The organism is Streptomyces sp. LS-MS-L19 (genome assembly GCF_058382285.1).
The window spans coordinates 8,996,923-9,021,871 of sequence record NZ_JBYCLL010000001.1; the positions used below are offsets into that span (position 1 = coordinate 8,996,923).

Here is a 24,949-nt window from a genome sequence, read left to right on the forward strand (position 1 = left end):
CTGACCCGGAACCTAAAGGTATGGACCACTTGCGTCAAGAGGTGAAGTAAGGTTTGAGGGAAGGGGGTTGGCCGGGGGAGGTGCCGGGGAGACCGCCACAGCGGGCACGGGCCGCGGCCGCAGGCCCATCACCAGACCCACGATCACCACCGCGATGCCCAGCCACACCGACGGCCCCGGCACGCCCGTGCCGGACACCGCGCCGGCGACCGCCGCCGCCAGGGGAGCGATACCGGTGAGCAGCCCGGCCCGCCCGGCCCCCACCGCACGGACCGTGGAGTACCACAGCACGAACGCGACCGCCGTCACCATCAGCGTCAGATACCCGGCGGCCACCCACTGACCGGCCGTCACCTCCCGTACCGCCGTGGGCCCTTCGAGGGGGACGCCGAGAACGGCCAGCAGCACACCGCCGATCCAGGTCGCGTGGATCGACACCCCCCAGGGCGTGTGCCGCGCCAGCACCGGCACCGCGAGCAGCGTGAACGCGGCCTCGCACCCCAGGGCCAGCCCGGCCCAGGCCACCCCGGCCGCGTCCGTACGGCCCGTGCCCTCCACCAGCACCGCGCCCGCCATCACGACGGGCGCCGCGATCAGCACCTGCCGACTCGGCCTGCGTCCCTCCAGCAGCGGTCCCACCACCCCGAGCACCAGCGGAACGCACGCCACCGCCACGGCGATCACCGCGGGCTCCGCGTGTGCGACCCCCCGGACCACGGCCACGTTGAACAGCACCAGACCGGTGACGGCGAGCCCGGTCAGCCACAGCCACTCCCGCCCGCGCGGCCACACCGGACGGACACCGGCGACCCGGGCGAGGAGGACGAGGATCACGGTCGCGGCCAGATAGCGGACGGCCTGGGTGGTGAACAGCGGGGCGTCCACCAGAGTGTGCGAGACGGTGACGCTGCTGCCCACCACAGTCATCCCGATCATGCCGGGGACCAGCTGGGCCAACGAGGCGGAAGGTGTGTTCATGACGCCCACCCTGCCCGCACAATGGACGCCATGGGCAGGTCCACGAAGTCATCGTCCGAGGGGTCCAAAACCGCGTCCGGCACGCCGGGTGCCGATACGGCCCTGGGCTCGGACTTCCTCCAGCTGGACATCGGACAGGCACCGCCCGGCGGCCGTACCGCCTGGCTCGCCGACCGGTTGCGGTCGGCCATCGCCGACGGCCGGCTGCCCGTCGGGACCCGGCTGCCCGCCAGCCGGGTCCTCGCCGGTGAACTGCGCGTCACCCGGGGCGTGGTCACCGAGGCCTACCGGCGACTCGCCGAGTCCGGCCAGATCGCCGGTCGCGGCCGGCTCGGCACCGTGGTCGTGGCCGCGCCCGCCGCACCCGTCGCGCCCGCCGGCCCGCGCGAGAGCGCGCACGGGGCGTCGGTGCCGGGACCGGGGTCCGCGCTCTTCGCCTCAGCCGTCCGCGACGGCGTCGTGGACGCCCTGCGCGCGCTGCCGTGCCGTATCGACCTCTCCCCGGGCCTCCCCGACCTCGCCGCCTTCCCCCGCACCGCCTGGCTGCGCGCCGAACGCGCCGTCCTCGCGGGCGTCACCCCGGTGGACTTCGGCTACGGCGACCCGCGCGGCGCCCCCGCCCTGCGCCGGGCCGTCGTCGGCTGGCTGGCCCGCAACCGGGGCATCCGCGCCGACCCGGACGAGGTCGTGGTGGTGGCCGGTGTGGCACAGGCCTTCTCCCTGCTCGGGAAGCTCCTGCGGGCCGAGGGCGTCCACCGCGTCGCCGTCGAGGACCCCGGATCACTCGGCGCGCGCCAGCAGTTGGAGTACGGCGGCCACACCGTCGTCCCCGTCCCCGTGGACGCGGGCGGCCTCGCCGTCGGCGCGCTGCGCGCCTGCGGTGCCCGGGCGGTGCTGACGACCCCGGCGCACCAGTTCCCCACCGGCGTCGTCCTCGACGGGGAACGCCGCCGCGAGCTGCTGAGCTGGGCCGCGGCCGGCGGCGTGGTCATCGAGGACGACTACGACGCCGAGCACCGCTACGACCGGCCGCCGGTCCCGGCCCTGCGCTCGCTGCTGCCCGACGGGGTCTGCTACACGGGCAGCGTCTCCAAACTCCTCGCCCCCGCGCTCCGCGTGGGCTGGCTGCTCGTCCCGCCGGACCGGCTGGACGCCGTCGTCACGGCCAAGCGGTACGCCGACCTCGGCAACGGCATCCTCACCCAACTGGTCCTCGCCCGGCTCATGGACTCCGGCGAGCTGGAACGCCATCTGCGCCATGTCCGGCAGCGCCACCGCCGGCGCCGGGACGCGATGCTGCGGGCCGTCGAGACGCGGCTGCCCGGCGCCCGCGTGCACGGGGCGGCCGCCGGCCTGCACCTCATGGTCACCTTCGACGACCTGGGGGCCGGCCTGCGCGACACCGACCTCGCCGCGGCCGCGCTGGAGCAAGGCGTCAAGGTGCACCCCCTGTCCTGGCACCGGCTCACGCCCGGCCCGCCCGGCCTGGTCCTCGGCTACGCGGCGGGCGCCGCCCACGAGGTCGACGAGGGCATCGCGCTGGTGGGAGAGGCGCTGGGCACTCTGACCGGCGGCGGGTGACGCACTGGGCCCACTGACCGGTGGGTGAGGGGCCCGGTGGGCTGAGGAGGCAGAGACGGCTCGTGGTGGGCGTTGACCCGAACGCCCGTTCCGTCCTACCGTCACGGCAGACGTGCCGGAACGTTCCGGCAGAGTAGCGGCAGCTCGCCGCGGAAGCGGAGCGACCATGGGCCTTCCGTCCACGGACTGGCTGGTGCGACCCGTCGCGCCGATCGACGAGGCCACCGCGGCGGCGGTACTGGCGGCGCGGTTCGGCGTGCACGGCAGCGTGCGGGACCTGGGCAGCCAGCAGGACCGCAACTACCGGGTGCGCGGCGGGACGGGGGAGTACGTCCTCAAGATCGCCAACTCCGCGACCGGGCAGGACGAACTCCGCGCCCAGTGCGCCGCCGTAGAACACCTGGCCCGCGCCCTGCCGGACGTTCGGCTGCCGCGGGCCCGGCCCGGGACCGACGGTGACGTGGTGCAGCCCTTCACCGCCGACGGCGTCCGGCTCGACTGCCGGCTCCTGGAGTTCGTGCCGGGCGAGCCCATCATGGACAGCCGCTACCTCGCCCCCGTGGTCGTCGCCCGGCTGGGCGAACTCGCCGGACGGATCGCCGCCGCCCTCGCCGACTTCACCGCCTCCGACCCCGACCGCTTCCGGCCGTGGGACCTGCGCAACGCCCTCGCCGTGGTCGAGACCCTCGCCCCGCACTGCCCCGACCGGGCCCGCGCCGACCAGGCGCTGAGCGCCGCCCGGACCGCCCACGCGCTCGTGGAGCCCCACGCCGGGGGTCTGCCGGTGCAGTTCGTCCACGGCGACATCACCGACAACAACGTCGTCTGCGAGACCGCGCCGGACGGCCGCCGGATGCCGGTCGGCGTCATCGACTTCGGAGACCTCGGCACCGGCTGGACGGTGGCCGAACTCGCGGTCGCCTGCACCTCGGTGCTCCACCACCACGGCGCCGGGCCGACGTCCGTCCTGCCCGCCGCCCATGCCTTCGACGCCGTACGCCCCCTCACCGACGGGGAGTTGGCCGTGCTGTGGCCGCTCGTCGTGCTGCGGGCCGCCGTCCTGGTGGTCAGCGGGCAGTACGACGTCCTCCAGGACCCCGACAACGGGTACGCGTCCGCCGCCCTGGACCGGGAGTGGGCCATGTTCGAGGCCGCCGTCTCGGTCCCGACGGAGGTGATGACGGCCCACCTGCGCGAGTCCCTCGGCCGCCCCCGACCGTCGGTCACGACCGTGGCCACGCACCCGCTGGTGCCGGAACTCCCCGCCTCCGTCATCGAGTTGGACCTCTCGACCGAGAGCGAGCCGCTGCACTCGGGCCGGTGGCTCGACACGGACGCCGAGGCCGTCCTGGCCTCCGGCCTCGCGGCGGCCCGCACCCGGCACGGCGAGTTCCGCCTCACCCGGACCACCGTCGACACCATGGACGCCCCCGCGACCTGCGCCCTCGGCGTGGACCTGTACCTCGCGGGCCCGTCGAGGGTGCACGCGCCCTGGGACGGCACGCTCACCCGCCACCCCGACGGCACGATCAGCCTGCGCGGCGAGGGACCCACCCTCTGGCTGTACGGCGTCGACAGCGGTGCCGAACCCGGCCCGACCACCGCCGGACAACTCCTCGGCACGGTCGCCGAACGCGACGGCACCCACGTCCTCGGCCTCCAGCTGTGCGAACTCGCCGAGCGCCCGCCCCGTTTCGCCACCCCCGACCTCGCCGCCGGCCGGCTCGCGCTCAGCCCGGACCCCACGCACCTGCTCAACGGACGGGAGACCGGGGTGCCGCCCGCCGAGAAGGACCTCCTCGCCCGCCGCGACCAGGCCTTCGCCACGGTCCAGGAGCACTACTACGACCGGCCGCCCCGCATCGAACGCGGCTGGCGCCACCACCTCGTCGACACCCGCGGCCGCGCCTACCTCGACATGCTCAACAACGTCACCATCCTCGGCCACGGGCACCCCGCGCTGAGCGATGCCGTGCACCGCCAGTGGCAGCGCCTGAACACCAACTCCCGTTTCCACTACGGCTCCGTGGTGGAACTCTCCGAGCGGCTCAGCGCGCTCCTGCCCGCCGAACTCGACACCGTCTTCCTCGTCAACAGCGGCTCCGAGGCGGTGGACCTCGCACTGCGGCTCGCCTGGGCCGCCACCGGACGGCAGGACACGGTCGCGGTCGAGGAGGCCTACCACGGATGGACGTACGCGAGTGACGCCGTCTCCACCTCGATCGCCGACAACCCGAACGCCCTCTCCTCGCGCCCGAGTTGGATCCACACCGTCGCCGCGCCCAACTCCTACCGCGGCCGGCACCGCGGCGCCGAGGCATGGCGGTACGGCACGGAGGCCGCCGAGCGGATCGCCGAACTCGCCGAACAGGGCCACCGGCCCGGCGCCTTCATCTGTGAGCCCTTCTACGGCAACGCGGGCGGCATCCCCCTCCCGGACGGCTACCTCCGGCAGGTCTACGAGGCCACCCGCGCCGTCGGCGGGCTGTGCATCGCCGACGAGGTGCAGGTCGGCTACGGCCGGCTCGGCACCCACTTCTGGGGGTTCGAGCAGCAGGGCGTCGTCCCGGACATCGTCACCGTGGCCAAAGGCATGGGCAACGGGCACCCCCTGGGCGCCGTGATCACCCGGCGCGAGATCGCCGACGCCTACCGCACCCAGGGCTACTTCTTCTCCTCCGCCGGGGGCAGCCCGGTCAGCAGCGTCGTCGGCCTGACCGTCCTCGACGTGCTGCGTGACGAGCGGCTCCAGGAGAACGCCCGTGACGTGGGCGGGTACGTGAAGGAGCGGCTGGAGCAACTCGCCCTGCGGCACCCGCTGATCGGGGCGGTGCACGGCTCGGGGCTGTATCTGGGCGTCGAGTTCGTCCGGGACCCCGGGACCCTGGAGCCCGCGACCGAGGAGACCGCCGCGATCTGCGACCGGCTGCGCGAACTCGGGGTGATCGTCCAGCCGACCTCGGACCGGCAGTGCGTCCTGAAGATCAAGCCGCCGCTGTGTCTGACCCGCCGGAGCGCCGACGTGTTCGTCGCGGCCCTGGACGACGTCCTGACGAACGGCTGGTGACCATGCCGACGGCCAGGAACCCACGCACCCCGCCCCGCCCCGGGTCCCCCGCCACCCTCGCCGACGTCGCCCGTGCGGCGGGGGTCTCCACGACCACGGCCTCCGACGCGCTGCGCGGCCACGGCCGGGTGTCCGAGCCGACCCGCCGGACGGTCCTGGACGCCGCCCGGCGCCTGGACTACGCGCCCAACCGCAGCGCCCGCAGCCTGCGTACCTCCGTCACCGGCACCATCGGACTGCACGTCCCGGAGTTCCCCACCAACGCCGAGTACTACATGTCGTTCGTGTTCGGGGTCGCCGAACAGGCCGCGCACGCCGGGCTCGACGTGACCCTGCTGTCCTCCGGGCGCCTCCCGCGGGTCGACGGGCTGGTGCTGTGCGACCCGGTCGCCGAGGACCCCGTCGTCGACCGGCTGATGGACGCGGGCCTGCCGGTCGTCACCGCCGAGCGCTACGTCGGCGACCGGCAGCCCGCAGGCGTGCTCTGGTCCGACCACGAGACGTCCATGACCGGACTCCTGGACCATCTGCGTGCAAAGGGCGCCCGCCGGCCCGCGTTCCTCGCCTGCGACATCACCTTCGACTGGGCCCTCACCCTCCAGGACACCTACGCCCGCTGGTGCGCAGAACACGGCGTGCCCCGGCTCCGGCACGCGGCTCCCCTCGGCGCCCCGCCACCCGTACTCCGGGCTGCCGTAGGGGAGTTGCTCGCAGGGGCACCGGAGACCGACGCGCTCGTGTGCGCCGCCGACGGGGCCGCCGCGGCCGTCCTCCCCGAGATCAGGGCCGCGGGCCGGGTCGTGGGCGAGGACCTGCTGCTGGCCTCCTGCGTCGACAGCCAGGCGATGCGGACCGCCGAACCGCCGATCACCGCGATCGACCTGAAGCCACGTCAGATGGGCGTGGAGTGCGCCCGGTTGCTGGGCGAGATCCTCTCCGGTGAGGCCCCCCACGGCACCACCCGGACCCTGCCCGTGGAGACGGTCTTCCGCGCCTCCACCGACCGCGCTTCCACCGACCGCGCCGCCACGCTCTCGTGAGCTCAGCGGCCCGGCGCCGCCCCGCTGCTCGCCCGGACCACCAGGTCCACCGGGACCAGCGACTCGGGGCCGGGCGGCTTCGTCTGCTCGTCGATGCGGCTCAGCAGGAGACGCAGGGCGCGGGTGCCGATCTCCGCGAAGTCGGTGCGCACGGTCGTCAGCGGCGGCAGCAGATGCGCGGCCTCGGGGATGTCGTCGTAGCCCACCACACTGACGTCCCCCGGCACCGAACGGCCCGCCTCGTGGAAGGCGTGCAGGACCCCGAGGGCCATCTGGTCGTTGGAGACGAACACCGCGGTGACGTCGGTGCGCCGGGCCAGCCGCCGGCCCAGGTGGTAGCCGGAGTCGGCGCTCCAGTCCCCGAACAGCGGCTCGGGGACCCGCGCACCGGCCGCCTCCAGGGTCGTGCGCCAGCTCTCCAGGCGGTGGTCGGCGGAGGTCCAGCCGCTCGGGCCCGCGATGTGCCAGACGGTCGAATGGCCGTGTCCCAGCAGGTGCCGGGTGGCCTTGCGGGCGCCTTCCCGCGAGTTGCCGGTGACCCGCTCGGTCTCGAGGTCGAAGCCGTTCTCCAGCACCACCAGCGGGGTGTCGAACCGGGTGTCCGCCAGGGCGTGGCCCACCCACAGCTGCGGGGCGATGGCGATCACCCCGTCCGCACCCTCCGCCGAGAGCCGGCCCACCGCCTCGACGACCGTGTCGTGCTCGGCCGTGTCGAGGGAGATGGAGCTCAGCAGGTAACCGGCCTCCTGGGCGGCGGTGTTGATCGCGGTGAGGATCGACGCCGGTCCGTAGCGGGCCGCGTCGAAGGAGATGACCCCGAGCATCCTGGTCCGCCCGCTGGCCAGCGACCGGGCACTCCGGCTGGGCCGGTAGCCCAGGGTCCGCATCGCCGTCAGCACCGCCTCGCGGGTCTCGGGGCGCACGGAGGGGTGCTCGTTCAGCACCCGCGAGACGGTCTGCTTGGAGACCCCGGCCAACCGGGCCACGTCGTCCATCACCGGGCGCGACCCCGCGAAGTTGCGACGGCTGCGCCCCTTCGGCACGGCTCCTTCGGCGGCGCTTGGACTCATGGCGGCGGTTTCCTCGACGTGGTGGGGGCGGTGGAACGGCGGGGTGGCGGGACGGGCCCAAGGGCAGTGGAGGCGACGGCGGTGGGGGCTGCGGTACGGCGGTCCCGGCCCGCCGATGGCTCAGCATAGGCGGGCCGGGCCCGAGCACCGGGACTCCCGGGCAGGTCAGCCCGCCTGAACCGAGCCATGCCCGGCCCGGGCCAGGTCAGCCCGCCTGAACCGAACGCGTGCGCCTGGTGATCCACTCGGCGTGTGTCACGGCGGCCGTCTCCCGGTCGACGTCCGCCTGTTCCGGCAGATGGACCGGCGCTCGCGCGTGCAGCGGCAGCACCCGTACCCGCAGTCCCTCGGCCCGCAGCACGTCCGTGGGCAGCCGGTCCAGGCCGATGTCCCAGACCCGCCCCGCGAAGAACTGGTCGGCGACGAGGGTCCCGCCCACGTACGCCCGGCCCGCGTCCCCGTGCCAGTGCAGCCGCAGCAGCGTCCCCGGGGGCAGTCCGTCCGGCACGTCGATGCGGTACTCGGCGGCCACGCCGTCGAAGTACTTGTCGGCCGGCACGCTCGCCCGGCCCTGGACCCCGGTGATGGTCTCGGGCGCGGGCCCGGCGGCCCGGACGAGGGTGACCTCGACGCCGGAGACCTCGACGCCCGACACCGACGGGACCGCGTAACGGGTGAACACCCCGTCCGCCGCCGCCTCCGCAGCCACCCCGTCCACGACGGGCGCCCGCTCCGGCGCCGGAAGCACGGCGAACGACGTCGCCGCACCCGAACCGTGCAGCCGTACCTCGTCCCGGTCGAAGACCACCCCGTCCGCGCTCAGCACCAGCCGCTCCGCGCCCCACGCCGTGCCCTGGTAGGCGGTTCGGGCCGTAGCCGCGTCCAGCACCAGCAGACCGACCCGCCCGCCGTCGGCGGTGTCCACCTCGACGAGCGCGTCGGTGCCGGGCCGCAGCCCGGTCACCAGCAGCCGGTCGCCGACCGGGGTGACATCCCCGGACGGTGTGCACAGGGCGGCCACCGTGTCCGCGTCCAGGGCGAGTTCGGGAGCGATGCCGTCCGTGGCGGCCAGCACCAGGACCGTACGGCCCTCGACGTCGAGCGTGCACACCGGCTGGGCGGTGGCCCACTCCAGCCGCAGCCCGCCCAGCTCCAGACGCAGGGGCCAGCAGAAGTAGGCGCCGGCCGGAACCGTGACAGGGATGCTCGGCAGCGACAACTCGCCGCCCCCGTCCGGGAATTCGACCGTGAACGACGTCTCGGGACGCTCCGGCAGCGGCTCGTGCGGCTGGTGGTTGTTGACGAACAGGAAGCCGGAGTTCCCGTCACCGCGTACCGCCCACCGCAGGGTGTCCCGGTCGAGCTGTCCGTCCGGCCGATCCTCCGGGAGCACCGACTCCATGGGGGCGATCAGGTGCCCGAAGTCCGCCAACAGCAGGTGCTGGAGCCGGAGTTCGTGGTAGGTGCGCCGGTACTGGCCGTACTCGCCCAGCGGTGCCTGGAAGTCGTACGTCAGGAGGGGCAGGTCGTTCGGATAGCCCGTGGCGTGCGACTCCTGGAGGGTGCTGAGCTCGCCCGGCGGGTTGGTGCCGCCGTGGAACATGTAGAAGCCCTGCCAGACCGAGCCGCAGCCGATCTTGGTGAGGCCGAGCGCGCCGATGTCGTCCGGATCGACGTACGGGCGCCGGTGGTACGACACCGCCATGCCGCCGCCCAACTCGCAGGTGGCCCAGGGGAATCGGTCCGCGAAGGCGTCCGGCTCGCTGCCCCGCACCCGCACCGGGCGCAGGTCGGAGCCGATGCCCTCGTCGTCGCGCTGGTGGGTGAAGAAGAAGTGCTTGCGGCAGGTGTCGGGCCAGCCGCCGTCGGCCTCCGTCCAGAAGGTCTCGGTGTAGCCGCCGTACAGCGGAAGCAGCTCGTCCGGCGGGAGTTGGACCCCGCCCCAGGCGGTCGAGGTCCACAGGGGCGCGCTGAGACCGGCCTCCTGGGCCATCCGCTTGAGGGTCAGGAGGTGGCCGGGCTGGTCGTAGAGCTCGTTCTCGATCTGGATCGCCACGATCGGGCCGCCATGCGCGCGGTCGAGACCGCTCAACTGCTCGGCGATCGCCGCGAACCAGGGGCGTACGGCCTCCAGGTAGGCGGGGTCGTCGGTGCGGGGGACGCAGTCGCGGGCCAGCACCCAGTCGGGCAGACCGCCGCCCCGGACCTCCGCGTGCGACCAGGGGCCGATGCGGGGGACGAAGTCCAGGCCGTGGCGGGCGCACAGTTCGGCGAAGCGGCGCAGGTCGAGGTCGCCGTCGAAGCGGACCCGGCCCTCGATCTCCTCGTGGTGGATCCAGATGACGTAGCTCGCGACGGCGGTCACCCCGCCCGCCTTCATCTTCAGCAGCTCCTCCTCCCATTCCCCGGCGGGGTAGCGGGAGTAGTGGAACTCGCCGGAGACGGGGAACCAGGGGCGGCCGCCACGGCTGAGCCAGCGGCTGGTGACCTCGATCGGGTCGGCCACGCCCGGCGCGTCGGCGAAGGGCAGGTGGCCGGTGAGCGGGGGAGCGGTGGGCGCGGGGACGCGCAGTCGGTGGGGGCGGGTCACCAGGTGTTCTCCGGTCCGAGGTCGGCGCGGTCCGTGAGCCGGGCACGGGTGGCGGTGGTGGCGTGCAGTTCGAGGACGACGAGGTCGTTGGAGCCCGGGCGCAGGACCGGGGCGGGCACGTACAGCGTGTGCTGCGGGCCGCGGTTCCAGTAGCGGCCGAGGTGGAAGCCGTTGACCCAGGCCTGGCCCTTGGTCCAGCCGGGCAGGGCGAGAAAGGTGTCGGCGGGCGCGGCCACCTCGAACGTGCCCCGGTGGAAGGCGGGGCCGGCGGACGGGCCGGTCTCGTACGCCCCGAACGGCACGGCCGCCGGATCGTCCACCGGCACCGCCCGCGCCTCCCAGCCGCGCAGGGCGCTCCCCTGGAAGGACACCGGGCCGAGCAGCCCCTTGGGCGCGCCGATGCGCGGCCCGTAGTTGACCCCGCCCATGTTCTCCACGAGCACCTCCAGCACGGCACCGGCGTGCGGCAAGCGCACCACCAGCGTCTCGTCGTGCCGCTCACGCTCCAGTACGCCGACGCAGGCGCCGTCCACGAACACCAGGGCGCGGTCGCCGACCCCGCCCGCGAAGTGCAGCAGGCCCTCCCCGGAGGCGGGCAGCGTGGTGCGGTACAGCACGTGACCCGACCGCACACCCAGCTCGTTCATCGTCGCGGGGGCCTCGGTGTGTATCGGTGCGAGACCGCGGACGTACGGCAGCAGCGGCGCCCGGTGGTCCAGGTCGACGTCGGTGACGGGGAGCTTGGGCGCGGGAGCCGGGGCCGGTTCCTCCGGGACCGGGGCGTGGCGGGCGATGACCTCACGGAAGGCGTGGTACTTGGGGCCGGGGTCACCGCTCTCGGTGAGGGCCGCGTCGTAGTCGTAGGAGGTGATCGTGGGGGTGTAGGCGTGCTTGTGGTTGGCGCCGTTGGTGAAGCCGAAGTTGGTGCCCCCGTGGAACATGTAGATGTTGACCGAGGCGCCGGTGGCGAGCAGCCGGTCCAGGTCGGCGGCGGCGTCGGCCGCGTCCCGCACATGGTGGGGGCCGCCCCAGTGGTCGAACCAGCCGATCCAGAACTCCGCGCACATCAGCGGCCCTTCGGGCTGGTGGGCGCGGAGCGCGGCGAGGTTCTCCTCGACCCGGCTGCCGAAGGTGGTGGTGGCGAGCGTGCCGGGCAGCGTACCGGCCGCCAGGTGCTCGGGGTCGGCCTGGTCGCAGGTGAACAGCAGCTCCTCGACGCCCCGTTCACGCAGCGCCTGCTGGACGTGCTTGAGGTACGCGGTGTCGTCACCGTAGGCCCCGTACTCGTTCTCCACCTGGACGGCGATCACCGGACCGCCGTGCGCGGCGAGATACGGGCGCAACGCGGGGAGCAGCAGGTCCAGGTAGCCGTCGAACGCCCCGGTGAAGCGCGGGTCGCTGGTACGCAGCCGGATGTCGGGATCCGCGAGCAGCCAGGACGGCAGCCCGCCGTCGTCCCACTCGGCGCAGATGAAAGGCCCGGGACGCAGGATCACCTGGAGTCCCTCCTCCTGGGCCAGGCGCAGCCAGCGCGGCAGGTCGAGGAAGCCGTCCAGGACGAGGGTGCCGGGTTCGGGCTGGTGGTGGTTCCACGGCAGATACGTCTCGACGGTGTTGAGACCCATCAGCCGGGCCTTGCGCAGCCGGTCGGCCCACTGGTCGGGGTGGATCCGGAAGTAGTGCATGGCCCCGGAGAGGATCCGGAACGGCTCACCGTGCAGGAGGAAACCGTCGGAGGACGTCGTCAGAGCGGGCATGCGGGGCATCCCTTCGAAGGGGCTTCAGTGGGTTCGGGTGCTGCGGACGAGCCAGAGGGTGGCGGCGAGACAGAGCGCCGAGACGCCGCTCAGCAGAAGCGGCACGGCCCGGATCCCGGACCACTCGATGGCCTTGCCCAGGGCCGGGCCCGCGACCACACCACCGATCATCGAGGCGGCGATGACCAGGGCACCGGCCCGGCGGGCGCCCGGGGCGGCCCGGTGCAGCCAGGGCAGGCCGGTGGGGAAGATCGGAGCGATGAACAGTCCGACACCGGCGTACGCGTAGGGCGCCAACTCCCTTACGGACGCCAGCAGCAGACAGACCGTCATGCCCGCGCAGGACACGGTGATGATGGTCTGCGCCGAGAACCTGAGCGCGATCGGGGCGACCAGGAAGCGGCCCACGGTCATCATCAGCCAGTAGACGGAGGTGGCGGTCGCGGCCACCCCGGCGCCGTAGCCCACGGTCTCCAGATGCGTGGGCTCCCAGCCTCCGACGCCCGCCTCGACGCCCACGTGCAGGACGTAGAGCGTCACGAACACCGAGAGCACCGAGGCCAGACTGCGGCCGAGCACGCCGGGTGACGCGGTGGCCGTGTCGGACGGCTGCGGCACCTCGTCCCGTACGCCCTTCAGGCACAGCAGCAGCGGCAGGGTGACGAGCGCGAAGCCCAGGAAGACCGCCGGGTAGTGCGCGGAGCCGACCGTGCCGATCAGCGCCGGGCCGAGGACGGCGCCGATGCCGAAGTGCGCGTTGAGGACGTTCAGCATCGCGGTGGAGCGCCGGCCGAAGCCGACCGCGAACAGCTGGTTGAGGCCGTAGTCGATCCCGCCGAAGCCGAGTCCCGCGAGCAGGGCGGCGGCCAGCGCGGACGGCCAGTTCTGCGCCAGCGCGAAGCCCGCCGCGCCCACGGCCATCAGCAGATAGGAGACGCCCAGGATCCGGCGGTTGCCGATCCGGCCGTAGAGCCGGTCGAACAGCAGGACACCGGCGACCCCGCCGACGAAATGGGCGCTGAGCCCGAGTCCGGCCCCGGACGGGGACAGCCCGAACTCCGCGCGGAACGCCGGAATCGCCGGTCCGTACAGGGCCTGGAGCGCCCCGATGAGCACGAAGCCGACGCAGGAGGCGACCACGGCGGCCGGACTGAAGACCGGAGTGCGCGCGGGCGCCGTCGTCGAGGACACGAGAGTTGATGTTACCGGTAACTCAAGGAGCGTCAAGATCCCCCGAACGAGCGAGGGCGTAGGGGGCATTGGACTGGTGGTCCAGTCATTGGATTGCTAGTCTAGGTGTGTCGACGGAAGGGAGAAGGTGCGAGATGGAGGCGGAACGGGACGCGATCCTTGCCGCGCTCACACCGGTCGTGGACGGGATCGCGGCGACCTTCGGCCCGGTGTGCGAGGTCGTGCTGCATGACTACCGGAGACCGGAGCGGTCCGTGGTGGCCCTCTCCGGCGCGGTGACCGGGCGCACGGTGGGCGGGGCGATGAGTCAGATCGGCATGCGCATGGTCGCCCGCGGCGACGAGGCGGCCGACGAGCTGAACTACGTCACCCGGACCGACACCGGCAAGCTGGTCAAGTCGTCGACGATGCTGCTGCGGGACTCCTCGGGCGCGGTCTTCGGCGCGTTGTGCGTCAATGTCGACGTCGGCGCGGCGAGCGAGGTCCACGCCCTGCTGGGAGCGCTGGCCGGGATCGGCACGGCCCCCGCAGAACCTCCGGTGACCACCTTCGGCGACGACATCGACTCCGTCGTGGACGTCATGCTCGACGCGCACCGGCACCAGTCGTGGGCGCTGCTCGACCGCGCAGGGCGCCTGGACCTGTTCCGGAGCCTGGACGAGCGGGGGGTGTTCGCGGTGCGCCGGGCGATCGAGCAGGTGGCGGGACGGCTGGGCATCTCGAGGGCCTCCGCGTACAGCTACCTGTCCCAGTCCCGAAAAGAGTCCCGGTCCCGGCCCTCGGAAGGGATGCGGGAACAGTCCGGGTCCCTGGCAGGTGCCCGGGAGCAGACGAACAATGGAGGGCATACGTGACGACCACCACCCCACCGGTCACCCTGGACGACGTCCTGGACGCGGCAGCCCGGCTCAAGGGCGTGGCGCACCGCACGCCGGTGCTGCGCTCGCGCACGCTCGACGCCCTGGTCGGCGCAGAGGTCTTCCTCAAGTGCGAGAACTTCCAGCGGGTCGGCGCCTTCAAGTTCCGCGGCGCCTACAACGCGGCCTCCCGGCTCACCCCCGACCAGCTCGCCCGGGGCATCGCCGCCTACTCCTCCGGGAACCACGCCCAGGCGGTCGCCCTGGCGGCGCGTGAACTCGGCACCACGGCGGTGATCGTGATGCCGGAGGACGCTCCGCGTTCCAAGCGGGCGGCCACCGAGGGCTACGGTGCCGAGATCGTGACGTACGACCGCTACACCGGCGACCGCGAGGCCATCACCCGGGCCCTGGCGGCCGAACGGGGCCTGGCGCTCGTCCCGCCGTACGAACACCCGCACGTGATGGCCGGACAGGGCACGGCCGCACTGGAACTCCTCGAGGAGACGGGCGAGTTGGCTGCCCTGCTCGCGCCGGTCGGGGGCGGCGGACTGATGGCGGGGAGCGCGACCGCCGCCAAGGGCCGCTGTCCGGGCATCCGCATGATCGGGGTCGAGCCGGAGGCCGGCGACGACACCAAACGGTCCCTGGAGGCCGGGCGACGCGTCAGCATCCCGGTGCCGAAGACCATCGCCGACGGACAGGCCCTCGACACCCCGGGCAAGCTGACCTTCTCGGTTAACCGACGGCTCGTCGACGAGATCGCGCTGGTCACCGACGACGAGATCCGACACGCCATGCGGTTCGCCTTCGAGCGCCTGAAGATCGTCATCGAGCCGAGCGGAGCGAGTCCGCTGGCCGCGCTGCTCAGCGGCCGGGTGGGAGGCCTTTCTGGCCGGGTCGGGGTGATCGTCTCGGGCGGCAATGTGGATGCGGAGCGGTTCGGGCGGCTTTGTGGGGGTGGGGGCTGAGGGCGGGGGTGCCGGGCGCCTAGGGGGGGTGCCGGGTTTTGTGGTCGGGCGGCTGCGGGTGCGTTGTGGCTGGTCGCGCAGTTCCCCGCGCCCCTGGGTGGGCTGCAGTTGGCCTGCGACCCCACGGGCCGTCAGCCGCCCGCGTCCGCCCCCACCGGCCGTTGGCCGCCGACGGCGCGCAGGGGACGGGGTGGGGGGTGTCCGCCCGCAGCGGCCGGCGTCCGGAACCGGGTGCTGCTCGAGGGACCGAGCCGCCGGACCGAGGACGGATACCCCCCACCCCGGCACCGACCCACCCACCGGACCGGATGCGCTACGCACGGCCCCACCGGGCCGCAAGGGGCCGCCGCAGGCCTCTCAGGGGCGCGGGGAACTGCGCAAAACGCCCGCCCCCACCGAACCCGCGCCCAACCACGAACGCGCCCCAGCCCGGCGCAGCCGAATGGCGGACCAAGCCGCACAGGCGGACCATGGAGACGTGGGACCGGCCCCCGCCGGTGCCGCCCGGGACGGGTGGGAGACGGAGACCGGCCCCGGCCGTACCGACACGGCCGGAAGGGAGAGCCGTCATGTTCGAGGTGAAGACGCTCGACAAGCCGGACGAGCGCCGCGATTTCCCGCGTGGCCACCTGGAGGCGGTCCACATGAGCGGGCTGGACTTCGCCGTCGGCACCTTCGAGCCCGGCTGGCGCTGGTCGGAGTCCGTCGCTCCGATCGCGGGAACCAGGAGCTGCGAGGTCCACCACAACGGCTACGTGGTCCAGGGCCGCATGCACATCCTGATGGACGAGGGCGGCGGCGAGCAGGAACTGGGCCCAGGGGACGTCTTCGTGGTGTCACCCGGACATGACGCCTGGGTCGTCGGAGACGAACAGTGCGTGGTCTACGACTTCGCGGGCGGCATGGCGAGGGACTACGCGAAAGAGAAGTAAGAGAACCCGTCCCGCACCGTGCCGGCCCCGCACCGTGCCGGCCCCGCACCGTGCCAACCCCACCGTGCCCGAACCGCCGCGCGACTCGTCACGGCCCGCTCGCTCCCCCCACCGTGACCACGATCTTCGCGCGCGCGTGCTCCACCTCCAGATGCCGTATGGCCTCGGCCGCCTCGCTCAGCGGGTACATCCGCTCGACGGCCGGGGCGATCTTCCCGGCGTCGGCGAGTTCCCGCAGCACCGCCAGGTTCTCCTTGCGCGCCTTCGCCGGCAGCGGGAGCACGCGTTGACGCACGAAGGGGGCGAGCAGCCGTGCGCGCGCCATGAGCCACACCGGCCCGAGGAGGCTGCCGCCCTCGAACACGCCCCCGCCGGAGAGGACGACGGTTCCCGAGGGCGTCGTCGCGCGCCGCAGGTCGGCCAGCGAGCGGTTGCCGACCAGATCCAGCACGACGTCGTAGCGGCGTCCGGCGCGGGTGAAGTCCTCGCGCGTGTAGTCGACCACGTCGTCGGCGCCGAGGGATCCGACGAGCTCGACGTTGCGCGCCCCGCACACACCGGTGACCCGGGCGCCGAATGCCTTCGCGAGCTGCACGGCGAAGGTGCCCACACCGCCGGAGGCACCGTTCACCAGCACGGACTGGCCGGCCCGCACGCCGGCCACGTCCCGCAGCCCGATGAGCGCGGTGTTCGCGGCCAACGGCATCGCGGCCGCCTGCTCGAAGGTGAGGCCGGCGGGCTTGAGATCCGTCTCGGTGTCCTTGGCGCACACGAACTCCGCGAACGTGCCGTCCGCCTCGCCGTACACCTCGTCGCCGGCGTGCAGGCCCTTGACCTCGGGTCCGACCGCCTCCACGCGGCCCGCGAAGTCCCGGCCCCGGATCCGCACCTTCGGCGCGCGCGGCCCGAACACCAGCCGTGCGATCTTGGGATCGCCGTGCAGCCAGTGCCAGTCGTAGGCGTTGACCGACGCCGCGTGCACCCGCACCAGCACCTCGCCGGCCCCCGGCACCGGCCGCTCGACCTCCCTCAACTCCAGCGTGTCCACCGAGCCGTAGCGGTCCTGGACGACTGCCTTCATGCGACCCCCTCCGTCACTGCGGAGCGTAGGGAACAGGCCCCGCCTTGCCATCGGAAACCGCACGGGTTACTCGGCAGGACGTAGCCAAACCGGTCGTTCTCGCGCCCGGACGTGCTCGCGCCCGGACGTGCTCGCGCCCCCTCAGATCGGCAGCAGCCGCCCCACCAACGCACTGAGCTGGCGGACATTGCGGCACTCGTGCATCTCCACCAGCTCGGCGTACTCGTACGCGGCCGAGTCGCCGGTGCCCCACTGCGGCCGTGCCTCCGGGTTCAACCAGTAGACGCGGCGCGCCCGTTCGGTGATCTCGCGGACGGCGGACAGGTTCGGGTCGCTCATGTTGGTGCGGGCGTCACCGAGCACGAAGACCGTCGTGCGCGGGCTCAGCGCGGCCCCGTACCGCGAGGCGAACTCGCCCAGCGCGACGCCGTAGTCGCTGCTGCCGTGCCAGCCGGTGAGCGTGGCCTCGGCCCGGATGCGGGCGCCGAGGCCCTCCGGGTCGGCCGTGCCGTGCCGGAGGAGCCCGGTGACCTCGTCGAGCCGGTTGACGAAGGCGAACACCCGCACCTTGCTGAACTGGTCGTGCAGCGCCTGCACCAGCAGCATCGTGAAGTCCGAGAACCCCGACACCGAGCCCGACACATCGCACAGCAACACGAGTTCGGGCCGGGCCGGCCGACGCCTGCGCAGCACCGGCTTCATCGGCACCCCGCCTGTCGACAGCGAACCGCGCAGGGTTCGCCGCAGATCGATGGTGCCGCGCGCCGCACGACGGCGGCGGGCCGCCAGCCGGGTGGCGAGCTTGCGGGCCAACGGCTGGACCGTGCGCCGCAGTTCGGCCAGCCGGTCCTTCCCGGCGAACAGGAAGTCGACCCGGTCGGTCGTCGGGGCGACCGCCCGCCGGGCGATCGCGTCCCGGTCCCGCCGTTCCGCCACCCGTCGCCGGGCCTCCGCGGCCACCAGGGCGCGGAACGCCTCGATGCGCCGCCGGATCTCGTCCTCGAGGAGCCGGTCGGTGAACCCGGACATGCCCTGCCGGCCCCGCACGTCGTCGCGGACGCGGGCGAGGAGGGTCTGCGGGCGCAGCCGGTCCAGCGTCTGGTACGACGACCAGCCGTCCGAGGAGGGGGAGTTGCCGTATCCGCCGAACCCGTCGACGGCCTCGGCCGCGAGGCGGGTCATCAGGGGCTCGTCGTTCGCGGCGAGGGCCCGCGCGAGGCGTTCGCGCAGCTCCTCCCGGTCCGCGGGGCCGGTGTCGGGGGCGCCGACGCCCCGCGGGAAGTACAGGTCGAAGACCGGGTCGAACACCGGCCGTTGGGACGTGCTGTGCAGCAGGGTCGCCGCCAGGCCCTCCCGCAGCCGCTCGCGGTCGGTGAACCCGAGCGCCTCGACCGCCTGGGCCGCGTCCACCGTCTCGCCGGTCCCGATCCGCACACCGTGTGCGCGGAGGGCGCCGACCAGGGAGGTGAGCCGCTCGGCGGTGCTCACACCGCGTCCAGGTCGAGCTTGGCCCCCGCCTTGAGGATGTCGTCCTGGTGCTTGAGGAGCACCCCCAGACTGTCCCGTACGACCGTCTCGTCGAGGTGGTCCGCGCCGAGCGCGAGGAGGGTGCGCGCCCAGTCGATGGTCTCCGCGACCGACGGCACCTTGCGCAGGTCCATGGCCCGCAGCGCCCCCACGACCCGGACCACGGACTTCGCCAGCGTCTCGTCCAGGCCCGGCACCTTCAGCCGTACGATCCGCCGCTCCAGCTCCTCCTCCGGGAACCCGATGTGCAGGAACAGGCAGCGGCGGCGCAGGGCCTCCGACAGCTCGCGGCTGGCGTTGGAGGTGAGGACGACGAAGGGACGGCGGGACGCGGTGATGGTGCCCAGCTCGGGGACGGTGACCTGGAAGTCGCTCAGCACCTCCAGGAGCAGCCCCTCGACCTCCACGTCCGCCTTGTCGGTCTCGTCGATCAGCAGGACCTTGGGCTCGTCGCCGCGGATCGCCGTCAGCAGGGGGCGGGAGAGCAGGAACTCCTCGCTGAAGATGTCCGTGCGCGTCTCGTCCCAGGTCTCCTCCCGGCCGGCGCTGATCCGCAGCAGCTGCTTGGCGTGGTTCCACTCGTACAGGGCCCGGGACTCGTCCACGCCCTCGTAGCACTGGAGCCGGACCAGCCGGGCCCCTGCGACCTCCGCCACCGCCTTGGCCAGCTCCGTCTTGCCGACCCCGGCGGGTCCCTCGACCAGGAGCGGCTTGCCGAGCCGGTCGGCGAGGAAGACGGTGGTGGCGACGGCGGGCGAGGCGAGGTAGCCGGTCTCGGCGAGGCGTGCGGAGACGTCGTCGACGGATGTGAACAGCACGGGGCCTCCAGCGGCGCGAACTCGTTTCCGCCAACTATCTAAGCGCTTGTTCACCGGTTCTGTCACGTGGGTCCGATGACCGCGGCCCGCCCCGGGGGCCCACCCGGGGCGCGGCCCCACCCGGCACCGCACTCCGCCGAGCCCCCTACGCGGCCGACCCCACCGCCGCCACCGCCGGAGCACGCAGCACCCTGCGGGCCGTGGCCAGGCTCGTCCCGAGCGTCGCCGCCGCCGCGACCGCCCCGACCGCCAGCCAGATGCCGGGACCCTGCTGGGGCAGCACCGAGTCGGCGCGGACCACGGTGAACGGGACGATCCCGGCCAGCGCCGCCACCGTGCCGAAGAACAGTCCTACGGCCGTGAGGATCAGCGCCTCCGCGCCCACCGTGCCCAGGACCTGCCCCGGTGTCGCTCCGGCGAGGCGCTGCTGCCCGAACTCCCGGCGCCGGTATGCCGTCGCCGCGTACAGCGAGTTGACCAGCATCACGCAGACGAACACCACGATGATTCCGACGACCGTGAGGTTCAGCGTCTCCAGGTTCTTCGCGTCGACGCTCTTGACCGCTCCCGAGGCCGCCACGGCGTCGCTCTCCACGCCCTGCATGTACAGCGTGGCGACGGACACGGCCGTGAACAGGATCAGCGACATCAGGATCCCGGAGAGGTGGTCCGCCCGGCGGCGCAGGTTCCGCACGGCCAGCCAGCCGCTCGCACCGGTCAGCGGCAGCCGGTCCAGCACCCCCTTCAGCAGCCGCGGGGCGAGCAGCGCGAACCCCACGGACAGCAGGATCGCCCCGTACGCCGGCGTCGCCATGAGCGCCTCGTCCGTCGCCGAGAACGCGAAGGTGGAGAGCGCCGACAGGGCCCCGAGACCGAGGGCCGCGTACGCGAGGACCGTCCGTGTCCGGCCCCGCCGCCGCGCTCCCCGCGTGGCCCGCCGTACGGCGAGGAAGGCCGCACCCGCCGCGGCGACCAGGGTGAGGTCGACGCCGGAGAACAGCGCTACGGGACCGAAGGAGGGCTCGACGCTCTCCGCGACCTGTCCGCTGTCCTGGAAGGCGGTCAGCAGCGCCCGCGCGCCCAGCATCGCCGGGCCGATCGCCGCCACGGCGCCGAGCAGGGCGACCGCCACGGCCTCGCCCACGACCATCCGCCTGATCTGCCCCGGCGTCGCACCCGAGCAGCGCAGCAGCTCCAACTCACCCGCCCTTTGACGGACGTTGACCGTCATCGTCGAGGCCACGGCGAAGAACACCAGGAGGGTGCCGTAGCCGCCGACCACGCTCGCCGACGTCGTCAGCGTCTGCGAGCTCACCGGGTCGACGCCCGGCCGACTCGCCGTGTCGTACAGCGAGTTGAACGTCATGATGATCCCCGCGCCCAGGAACGCGGCCAGCAGGGTCGCGAGGAACCGTCCGGGCCGCTGCCGTACCGACCGCATCGCCAGCATGAACATCGCTCACACCCCCGCCGACATGTCGTTGCCCATATGCGTGAGGCGCGGCTCGTCGCCGAGGTGCGCCAGCCGCTCGGCGACCGTGTCCGGCGTCGGCGCCTCCATCCGGCCCGCGAGCCGGCCGTCCGCCAGGAACAGCACCGCGTCGGCGTAGGAGGCGGCGACCGGGTCGTGGGTCACCATCACCACGGTCCTGGCGTGCACCCGCACCGCCTCCCGGAGCAGCCGCAGCACCTCCCGCGCGCTGCGGGTGTCCAGGGCTCCCGTCGGCTCGTCCGCGAAGATCACGCGGGGGTCGGTGACCAGCGCGCGGGCGATCGCGACCCGCTGCCGCTGACCTCCGGAGAGCTGGTCGGGGCGGTGCCCGAGACGGTCCCCGAGCCCGACGGAGGCGAGGACGTCCTCGGCCCTGCGCCGGTCGATCCTGCGGCCCGCGAGCTTCAGCGGCAGCACGGTGTTCTGCGCGACCGTCAGCGTCTCCAGCAGGTTGTACTGCTGGAACACGAAGCCCACCCGGCCACGCCGGAACCGTGTCAGCTCCGCCTCGCCGCCGCCCGTCAACTCCGTGCCGTCCACCCGTACGATCCCGCTGTCCGGCCGGTCCAGACCGGCCGCGCACTGGAGCAGCGTGGACTTGCCCGACCCCGAGGGCCCCATCACCGCGGTGAAGGTGCCCCGGCCGAGGCTCAGGGTGATCCCGTCCAGGGCGGTCACGGCGCTGTCGCCCGTGCCGTACGTCTTGCGGACCTTGACCAGCCGCAGCGCCTCGGCGGCGGGTCCCGGGTCGTGCCTGCGTCGTGAGCCGGTGCGCGACATCGTCGTCCCCCTTCGTGCGGCACCCCATGTGCCTCGCTGAAGAAGCTACGGAGACGGCGGCGCGGGCACATGGGGGGCAGAACCCGTCTTCGGGGGTGTACTCACCGACACCCCTCGGCGCCATACGGCAGGGTGGTCGCATGACCGACGGAATAGCCTGGCTCGCCGCACCGCAGTCCATCGCCTGGGGCGGCTACAGCGTGGTGATCGCGCCCGACCTGGAGTCGGAGTCGCTGGCGCGGCGGATCGCCGAGACCACCCACCGGCCGTACGCACCCCGGCCCATCGGAGAACTGACGGGCCGTCAGGTGCAGGACCTGATGGAGGGCCTCTACGGAGACGTCCTGGACGGCATCGCCCTGCGGCACGGCGAGCTCGACGAGTGGTCGTACGTCATCAAGTACGGCGGCTGGCAGGGGGAGTTCGGCAGCGGCGGCCGACCGGTCGACCGGGGCGGACTGCACGTCTTCCAGCTGGAGTACGAGGAGGAGAACGGCAAGCCGGTGCCCCCGAGCTTCACCTACCGCCACGACGGGAACCGGATGTGCGTGTTCAACCTGCACCTGGACGGCAGTTGGGGGCACGGCAGCCCCGAGGGCGACCCCGAGGTCGTCGCCGCCGTCCAGGAGCGGCTCACCGCAGCCGGACTTCCCGACGACGACCTGGACCACCAGGTCGTGCACCGGACCTGCCTGGAGGTGCTCCAGCAGCAGTTCGGCCTCACCCTGCCCCGTGAGCGGATCCTGGCGGACACGCTGCCGACGCTCCTGCTGACCCGCCCCTGACCGAGCGCCCGTAGCGGTGCCGCGGGGCGTTGTCAGTGGTGCGCTGTAGCTTTCGGGGCATGGGGATCTATCTGGTGAGTGTGGGTGCGCGGGAGTGGTTCGACCCGGACGAGGAGGAAGGCCGGGGGGCCGTCGCCACGGGGTTGAACGAGGAGCTGCGCCGCCGGGGGCTGCCGTCGTACGAGTCCGTGCCCGACGAGGCCACGCGACTCGTCCGCGGATCGGGGACGCGGTTCGAGGAGAAGCTGGTGCCCTCCATGGACGGCTTCGTCCGGCTCGCCCACGCCCATCTGGCGCCCTCCGGGCCGGGGACCCTCCTCGACTGGTCGGTACTGGTGCCGGTCCCGCTCGACGAGGAGATCGAACTGCCCGTCGAGTCCGCCTACTCGGACACCACGGTGATCGCCGCAGCACCCCGGGTCCTCGACCTGACGCGCCGGCTGGCCGAGGCCGTGCGACTGCCCCTGGACGCGATACCCGAGGCCTGCGACAACCTCGACCTCACCACCTGGTTCCTCGAAGGCGACGCGGAGCGGGTGGCGGGCGCCCGACCCGGACCGTGGGGAGAGGACCTGGACGCGGCGTTCTACGTGGCGCTGTATCTCCGCGCCGCGCAGCACTCCCTGCGCCGGAACTGCCCGATCGTCTACACCTGACGAGGCACTGGGCCGTGTGTCGACAGTGGATCAGTAGGGTGCGGCCGTGAGAGGTGTCGTGTCCGGGGTGGGGAGGTCGGTGTGCTGTTCGGGTCGCGGGCCGGTTTCGGTCTGGAGTTCCACGTCGAGCGGAACCCGGGTCTGCTGTGCGTGGACGTCTTCGTCGGCGGACTCCAGGTGAACACGTGGGACAACGCCTTCTACCCACCGCTGCTGGTCAAGAAGCTCAAGGACGAGCTGGGTCGCCTGCGCACCCCGACCCCGCCGCCGGCTGGGTTCACCTCGCCCGCCGAGGCCTTCCGCATCGCGGAGGGGTGGATGTACGACGACACCCGTACCGCGACCTCCTCCGGGGACGAGGAGGACCTCGCGCGGTGCGAGTTCCTGGAGTGGGGGGAGTGCACCGACCAGGTGACCGCGTTCGCTTTCCCCGACGGGGACATGGTGCACCTGGCCTGCCGGGTACGTGAGGTGGGCGGTCCCGACTCGGGCACCGAGCTCCGGGGTGAGCCGACGGTGGCGTCGGTGAGCCGGACGGCACTCGTCGAGACACTGGAGCGCGGCCTCGCCACGGCCGAACGCGAGTGGGCTGTCCGACTCGCCGCCATGAAGGGCCGCGGATGACACCGGGTACGAGTTCGGCACCGGCGACTGCGGCCGATGTGCTGCGGGCGCGGACCGAGACAGCGATGAGCCTCCCGTCCGCGCTGGAAGAACTGTGGAGCGTGCGGAACGGCCTTCTCACCGAGTCCGGTGTCGCGGTGTACTCCACGGCGGACATCGGTGAGCGCAACGCCACCTACGAAGTCGCGCTCTACGCACCGGGTTTCCTCCTCGTCGGCGACGACAGCGGCGGCCGCGGATTCCTCCTGCGCGCCGGCGACCCGGACCCCGCCGTGTTCTCCTCCGGCCTGGGCGATCTGGAGCCCGCGGACTTCGAGGTCGTGTCCACCGACTTCGCGTCCTGGATCGCGTCGCTCGACCTCGCCCGCTGACGCCTGCCCACTGACGTCCGCCCGCTGAGCAGGAAAAAGGGTTCGTGGTGCGGAGGTCGCGGATGACAAGGTGCAGCCCATGGCAGCCCAGTACGAGATCCGCGCAGACTACGACACCGACACGATCGTGGTCTACCAGGCCTACGCGCCTGCCATAGCCGACGCGGCACTGCGCGCCGGCCGCTTCGTCGCGCCGTTCTCGTTCCACCGGATGACATGGATCAAGCCTTCGCTCCCGTGGCTCATGCACCGCAGCAACTGGGCTCGCAAGCCCGGCCAAGAGCGCGTCCTCGCCGTACGGATGACCCGGGAGGGCTGGGAGGAGGCACTGTCCCAGGCCGTGCTCACGACCGCGGATCCGGCAGCCGTGGCCCAGGCGGCCGTGCACGTCCAGTGGGACCCGGAACGCTCGCTGCGCGGAGCGGCGCTGAACCACTACAGCATCCAGGTCGGCATCGGCCGCCGGCTGATCCGCACCTTCACCGACGACTGGATCGTCGGCCTCACCGACCTCACGCCCCAGGTCCGCAAGGCGGCGGCCCTGACCCGGACCGGGCACGCCGCCCAGGCCCGGCGGCTGTTCCCCGCGGAACGGGTGTATCCCCTGCCACGATCGCTGGACGGCCTCCTGGCGCCGAGTGGGTGACGGCCTCCTGGCGGGACGTCAGCTCTGGCACAGCGGCAGCGCCGTGCGCGCGGCACACAATCCAGCCCCCCGGTGGGACGTCCCCTCGACGACCTCCCACCGGGGGCGACGCCCACCCGCCGGCGACGCCAGGAA

General features: G+C 73.1%; 21 protein-coding genes. 11 read left to right on the plus strand and 10 right to left on the minus strand.

What is annotated here, in order from left to right:
• Positions 1–12: 12 nt before the first annotated feature.
• Positions 13–978 (minus strand): DMT family transporter, encoded by a 966-nt coding sequence (locus AC2XR2_RS40150; RefSeq protein WP_491517815.1) that lies wholly within the window; start codon positions 976–978, stop codon positions 13–15.
• Between the two features lie 21 nt (positions 979–999).
• Between AC2XR2_RS40150 and pdxR the strand changes: the two genes are divergently transcribed.
• From pdxR to AC2XR2_RS40165, 3 genes are all read left to right on the plus strand, one after another.
• Entirely contained in the window at positions 1,000–2,559 is a 1,560-nt protein-coding gene (gene pdxR, locus AC2XR2_RS40155) for a MocR-like pyridoxine biosynthesis transcription factor PdxR (RefSeq protein ID WP_491517816.1), read from the plus strand.
• Between the two features lie 166 nt (positions 2,560–2,725).
• Positions 2,726–5,626, plus strand: a complete 2,901-nt coding sequence (locus AC2XR2_RS40160) for an aminotransferase (RefSeq protein WP_491517817.1) — start codon at positions 2,726–2,728, stop codon at positions 5,624–5,626.
• Between the two features lie 2 nt (positions 5,627–5,628).
• A complete protein-coding gene (locus AC2XR2_RS40165) occupies positions 5,629–6,666 on the plus strand; it encodes a LacI family DNA-binding transcriptional regulator (RefSeq protein WP_491518583.1) in 1,038 nt (345 codons plus the stop codon).
• A gap of 2 nt (positions 6,667–6,668) precedes the next feature.
• Here the strand turns inward: AC2XR2_RS40165 and AC2XR2_RS40170 are convergent, their stop codons facing one another.
• The 4 genes from AC2XR2_RS40170 to AC2XR2_RS40185 form a co-directional block, all read right to left on the minus strand.
• Positions 6,669–7,736 (minus strand): LacI family DNA-binding transcriptional regulator, encoded by a 1,068-nt coding sequence (locus tag AC2XR2_RS40170; RefSeq protein WP_381296838.1) that lies wholly within the window; start codon positions 7,734–7,736, stop codon positions 6,669–6,671.
• A 205-nt stretch (positions 7,737–7,941) separates the two neighbouring features.
• Positions 7,942–10,326 carry a beta-galactosidase gene (locus tag AC2XR2_RS40175; protein ID WP_491517818.1) on the minus strand — a complete coding sequence of 795 codons (2,385 nt, stop codon included), beginning with the start codon at positions 10,324–10,326 and terminating at the stop codon, positions 7,942–7,944.
• Complete coding sequence (locus AC2XR2_RS40180; protein ID WP_491517819.1) at positions 10,323–12,083, minus strand: glycoside hydrolase family 35 protein; 1,761 nt, start codon at positions 12,081–12,083, stop codon at positions 10,323–10,325. Before AC2XR2_RS40180 ends, AC2XR2_RS40175 begins: the two co-directional genes overlap by 4 nt.
• 24 nt (positions 12,084–12,107) lie before the next feature.
• Positions 12,108–13,274, minus strand: a complete 1,167-nt coding sequence (locus tag AC2XR2_RS40185) for an MFS transporter (protein ID WP_491517820.1) — start codon at positions 13,272–13,274, stop codon at positions 12,108–12,110.
• 134 nt (positions 13,275–13,408) lie between these two features.
• On the opposite strand from AC2XR2_RS40185, the gene AC2XR2_RS40190 reads away from it, so the two are divergent.
• The 3 genes from AC2XR2_RS40190 (at position 13,409) to AC2XR2_RS40200 (ending at position 16,034) form a co-directional block, all read left to right on the plus strand.
• Positions 13,409–14,128 (plus strand): helix-turn-helix transcriptional regulator, encoded by a 720-nt coding sequence (locus AC2XR2_RS40190; RefSeq protein ID WP_491517821.1) that lies wholly within the window; start codon positions 13,409–13,411, stop codon positions 14,126–14,128.
• The gene (locus AC2XR2_RS40195; protein ID WP_491517822.1) at positions 14,125–15,102 is read left to right on the plus strand and encodes a threo-3-hydroxy-L-aspartate ammonia-lyase; all 978 of its coding nucleotides are present in this window, start codon (positions 14,125–14,127) and stop codon (positions 15,100–15,102) included. Before AC2XR2_RS40190 ends, AC2XR2_RS40195 begins: the two co-directional genes overlap by 4 nt.
• A 569-nt stretch (positions 15,103–15,671) precedes the next feature.
• Positions 15,672–16,034, plus strand: a complete 363-nt coding sequence (locus AC2XR2_RS40200; RefSeq protein ID WP_381296827.1) for a cupin domain-containing protein — start codon at positions 15,672–15,674, stop codon at positions 16,032–16,034.
• 88 nt (positions 16,035–16,122) lie between these two features.
• Here AC2XR2_RS40200 and AC2XR2_RS40205 read toward each other — a convergent pair whose 3' ends face one another.
• The 5 genes from AC2XR2_RS40205 to AC2XR2_RS40225 all read right to left on the minus strand — a co-directional run bounded on the left by AC2XR2_RS40205 (position 16,123) and on the right by AC2XR2_RS40225 (position 21,732).
• Positions 16,123–17,115, minus strand: coding sequence for an NAD(P)-dependent alcohol dehydrogenase (locus AC2XR2_RS40205; RefSeq protein ID WP_491517823.1), 993 nt, complete (start codon positions 17,113–17,115; stop codon positions 16,123–16,125).
• Positions 17,116–17,256: 141 nt separating this feature from the next.
• On the minus strand, positions 17,257–18,603 hold the full coding sequence (locus AC2XR2_RS40210; RefSeq protein ID WP_491517824.1) for a vWA domain-containing protein: 1,347 nt from the start codon (positions 18,601–18,603) through the stop codon (positions 17,257–17,259).
• Positions 18,600–19,457 carry an AAA family ATPase gene (locus AC2XR2_RS40215; protein ID WP_491518584.1) on the minus strand — a complete coding sequence of 286 codons (858 nt, stop codon included), beginning with the start codon at positions 19,455–19,457 and terminating at the stop codon, positions 18,600–18,602. Before AC2XR2_RS40215 ends, AC2XR2_RS40210 begins: the two co-directional genes overlap by 4 nt.
• Before the next feature lie 148 nt (positions 19,458–19,605).
• On the minus strand, positions 19,606–20,916 hold the full coding sequence (locus AC2XR2_RS40220) for an FtsX-like permease family protein (RefSeq protein ID WP_491517825.1): 1,311 nt from the start codon (positions 20,914–20,916) through the stop codon (positions 19,606–19,608).
• Positions 20,917–20,919: 3 nt separating this feature from the next.
• Entirely contained in the window at positions 20,920–21,732 is an 813-nt protein-coding gene (locus AC2XR2_RS40225; protein ID WP_491517826.1) for an ABC transporter ATP-binding protein, read from the minus strand.
• A gap of 140 nt (positions 21,733–21,872) precedes the next feature.
• Here AC2XR2_RS40225 and AC2XR2_RS40230 point away from each other — a divergent pair, with 140 nt between their 5' ends.
• From AC2XR2_RS40230 to AC2XR2_RS40250, 5 genes are all read left to right on the plus strand, one after another.
• Positions 21,873–22,517 carry a hypothetical protein gene (locus AC2XR2_RS40230; RefSeq protein WP_491517827.1) on the plus strand — a complete coding sequence of 215 codons (645 nt, stop codon included), beginning with the start codon at positions 21,873–21,875 and terminating at the stop codon, positions 22,515–22,517.
• A 59-nt stretch (positions 22,518–22,576) separates the two neighbouring features.
• On the plus strand, positions 22,577–23,173 hold the full coding sequence (locus tag AC2XR2_RS40235) for a hypothetical protein (protein WP_491517828.1): 597 nt from the start codon (positions 22,577–22,579) through the stop codon (positions 23,171–23,173).
• A gap of 81 nt (positions 23,174–23,254) precedes the next feature.
• A complete protein-coding gene (locus tag AC2XR2_RS40240) occupies positions 23,255–23,797 on the plus strand; it encodes a hypothetical protein (protein WP_491517829.1) in 543 nt (180 codons plus the stop codon).
• Between the two features lie 65 nt (positions 23,798–23,862).
• Positions 23,863–24,168, plus strand: a complete 306-nt coding sequence (locus AC2XR2_RS40245; RefSeq protein ID WP_491517830.1) for a hypothetical protein — start codon at positions 23,863–23,865, stop codon at positions 24,166–24,168.
• A gap of 79 nt (positions 24,169–24,247) precedes the next feature.
• Positions 24,248–24,814 carry a DUF4291 domain-containing protein gene (locus AC2XR2_RS40250; protein ID WP_381296810.1) on the plus strand — a complete coding sequence of 189 codons (567 nt, stop codon included), beginning with the start codon at positions 24,248–24,250 and terminating at the stop codon, positions 24,812–24,814.
• The last annotated feature ends 135 nt before the right edge of the window (positions 24,815–24,949 follow it).

Excerpts from the sequence above, each read along its gene's own strand:
- AC2XR2_RS40160 (WP_491517817.1), top strand. The coding sequence starts at position 2,726 with ATGGGCCTTCCGTCCACGGACTGGCTGGTGCGACCCGTCGCGCCGATC.
- AC2XR2_RS40170 (WP_381296838.1), bottom strand. The coding sequence starts at position 7,736 with ATGAGTCCAAGCGCCGCCGAAGGAGCCGTGCCGAAGGGGCGCAGCCGT.
- AC2XR2_RS40190 (WP_491517821.1), top strand. The coding sequence starts at position 13,409 with ATGGAGGCGGAACGGGACGCGATCCTTGCCGCGCTCACACCGGTCGTG.
- pdxR (WP_491517816.1), top strand. The coding sequence starts at position 1,000 with ATGGACGCCATGGGCAGGTCCACGAAGTCATCGTCCGAGGGGTCCAAA.
- AC2XR2_RS40220 (WP_491517825.1), bottom strand. The coding sequence starts at position 20,916 with ATGTTCATGCTGGCGATGCGGTCGGTACGGCAGCGGCCCGGACGGTTC.
- AC2XR2_RS40230 (WP_491517827.1), top strand. The coding sequence starts at position 21,873 with ATGACCGACGGAATAGCCTGGCTCGCCGCACCGCAGTCCATCGCCTGG.
- AC2XR2_RS40250 (WP_381296810.1), top strand. The coding sequence starts at position 24,248 with ATGGCAGCCCAGTACGAGATCCGCGCAGACTACGACACCGACACGATC.
- AC2XR2_RS40225 (WP_491517826.1), bottom strand. The coding sequence starts at position 21,732 with ATGTCGCGCACCGGCTCACGACGCAGGCACGACCCGGGACCCGCCGCC.
- AC2XR2_RS40180 (WP_491517819.1), bottom strand. The coding sequence starts at position 12,083 with ATGCCCGCTCTGACGACGTCCTCCGACGGTTTCCTCCTGCACGGTGAG.
- AC2XR2_RS40205 (WP_491517823.1), bottom strand. The coding sequence starts at position 17,115 with ATGAAGGCAGTCGTCCAGGACCGCTACGGCTCGGTGGACACGCTGGAG.
- AC2XR2_RS40245 (WP_491517830.1), top strand. The coding sequence starts at position 23,863 with ATGAGCCTCCCGTCCGCGCTGGAAGAACTGTGGAGCGTGCGGAACGGC.
- AC2XR2_RS40150 (WP_491517815.1), bottom strand. The coding sequence starts at position 978 with ATGAACACACCTTCCGCCTCGTTGGCCCAGCTGGTCCCCGGCATGATC.
- AC2XR2_RS40200 (WP_381296827.1), top strand. The coding sequence starts at position 15,672 with ATGTTCGAGGTGAAGACGCTCGACAAGCCGGACGAGCGCCGCGATTTC.
- AC2XR2_RS40165 (WP_491518583.1), top strand. The coding sequence starts at position 5,629 with ATGCCGACGGCCAGGAACCCACGCACCCCGCCCCGCCCCGGGTCCCCC.
- AC2XR2_RS40235 (WP_491517828.1), top strand. The coding sequence starts at position 22,577 with ATGGGGATCTATCTGGTGAGTGTGGGTGCGCGGGAGTGGTTCGACCCG.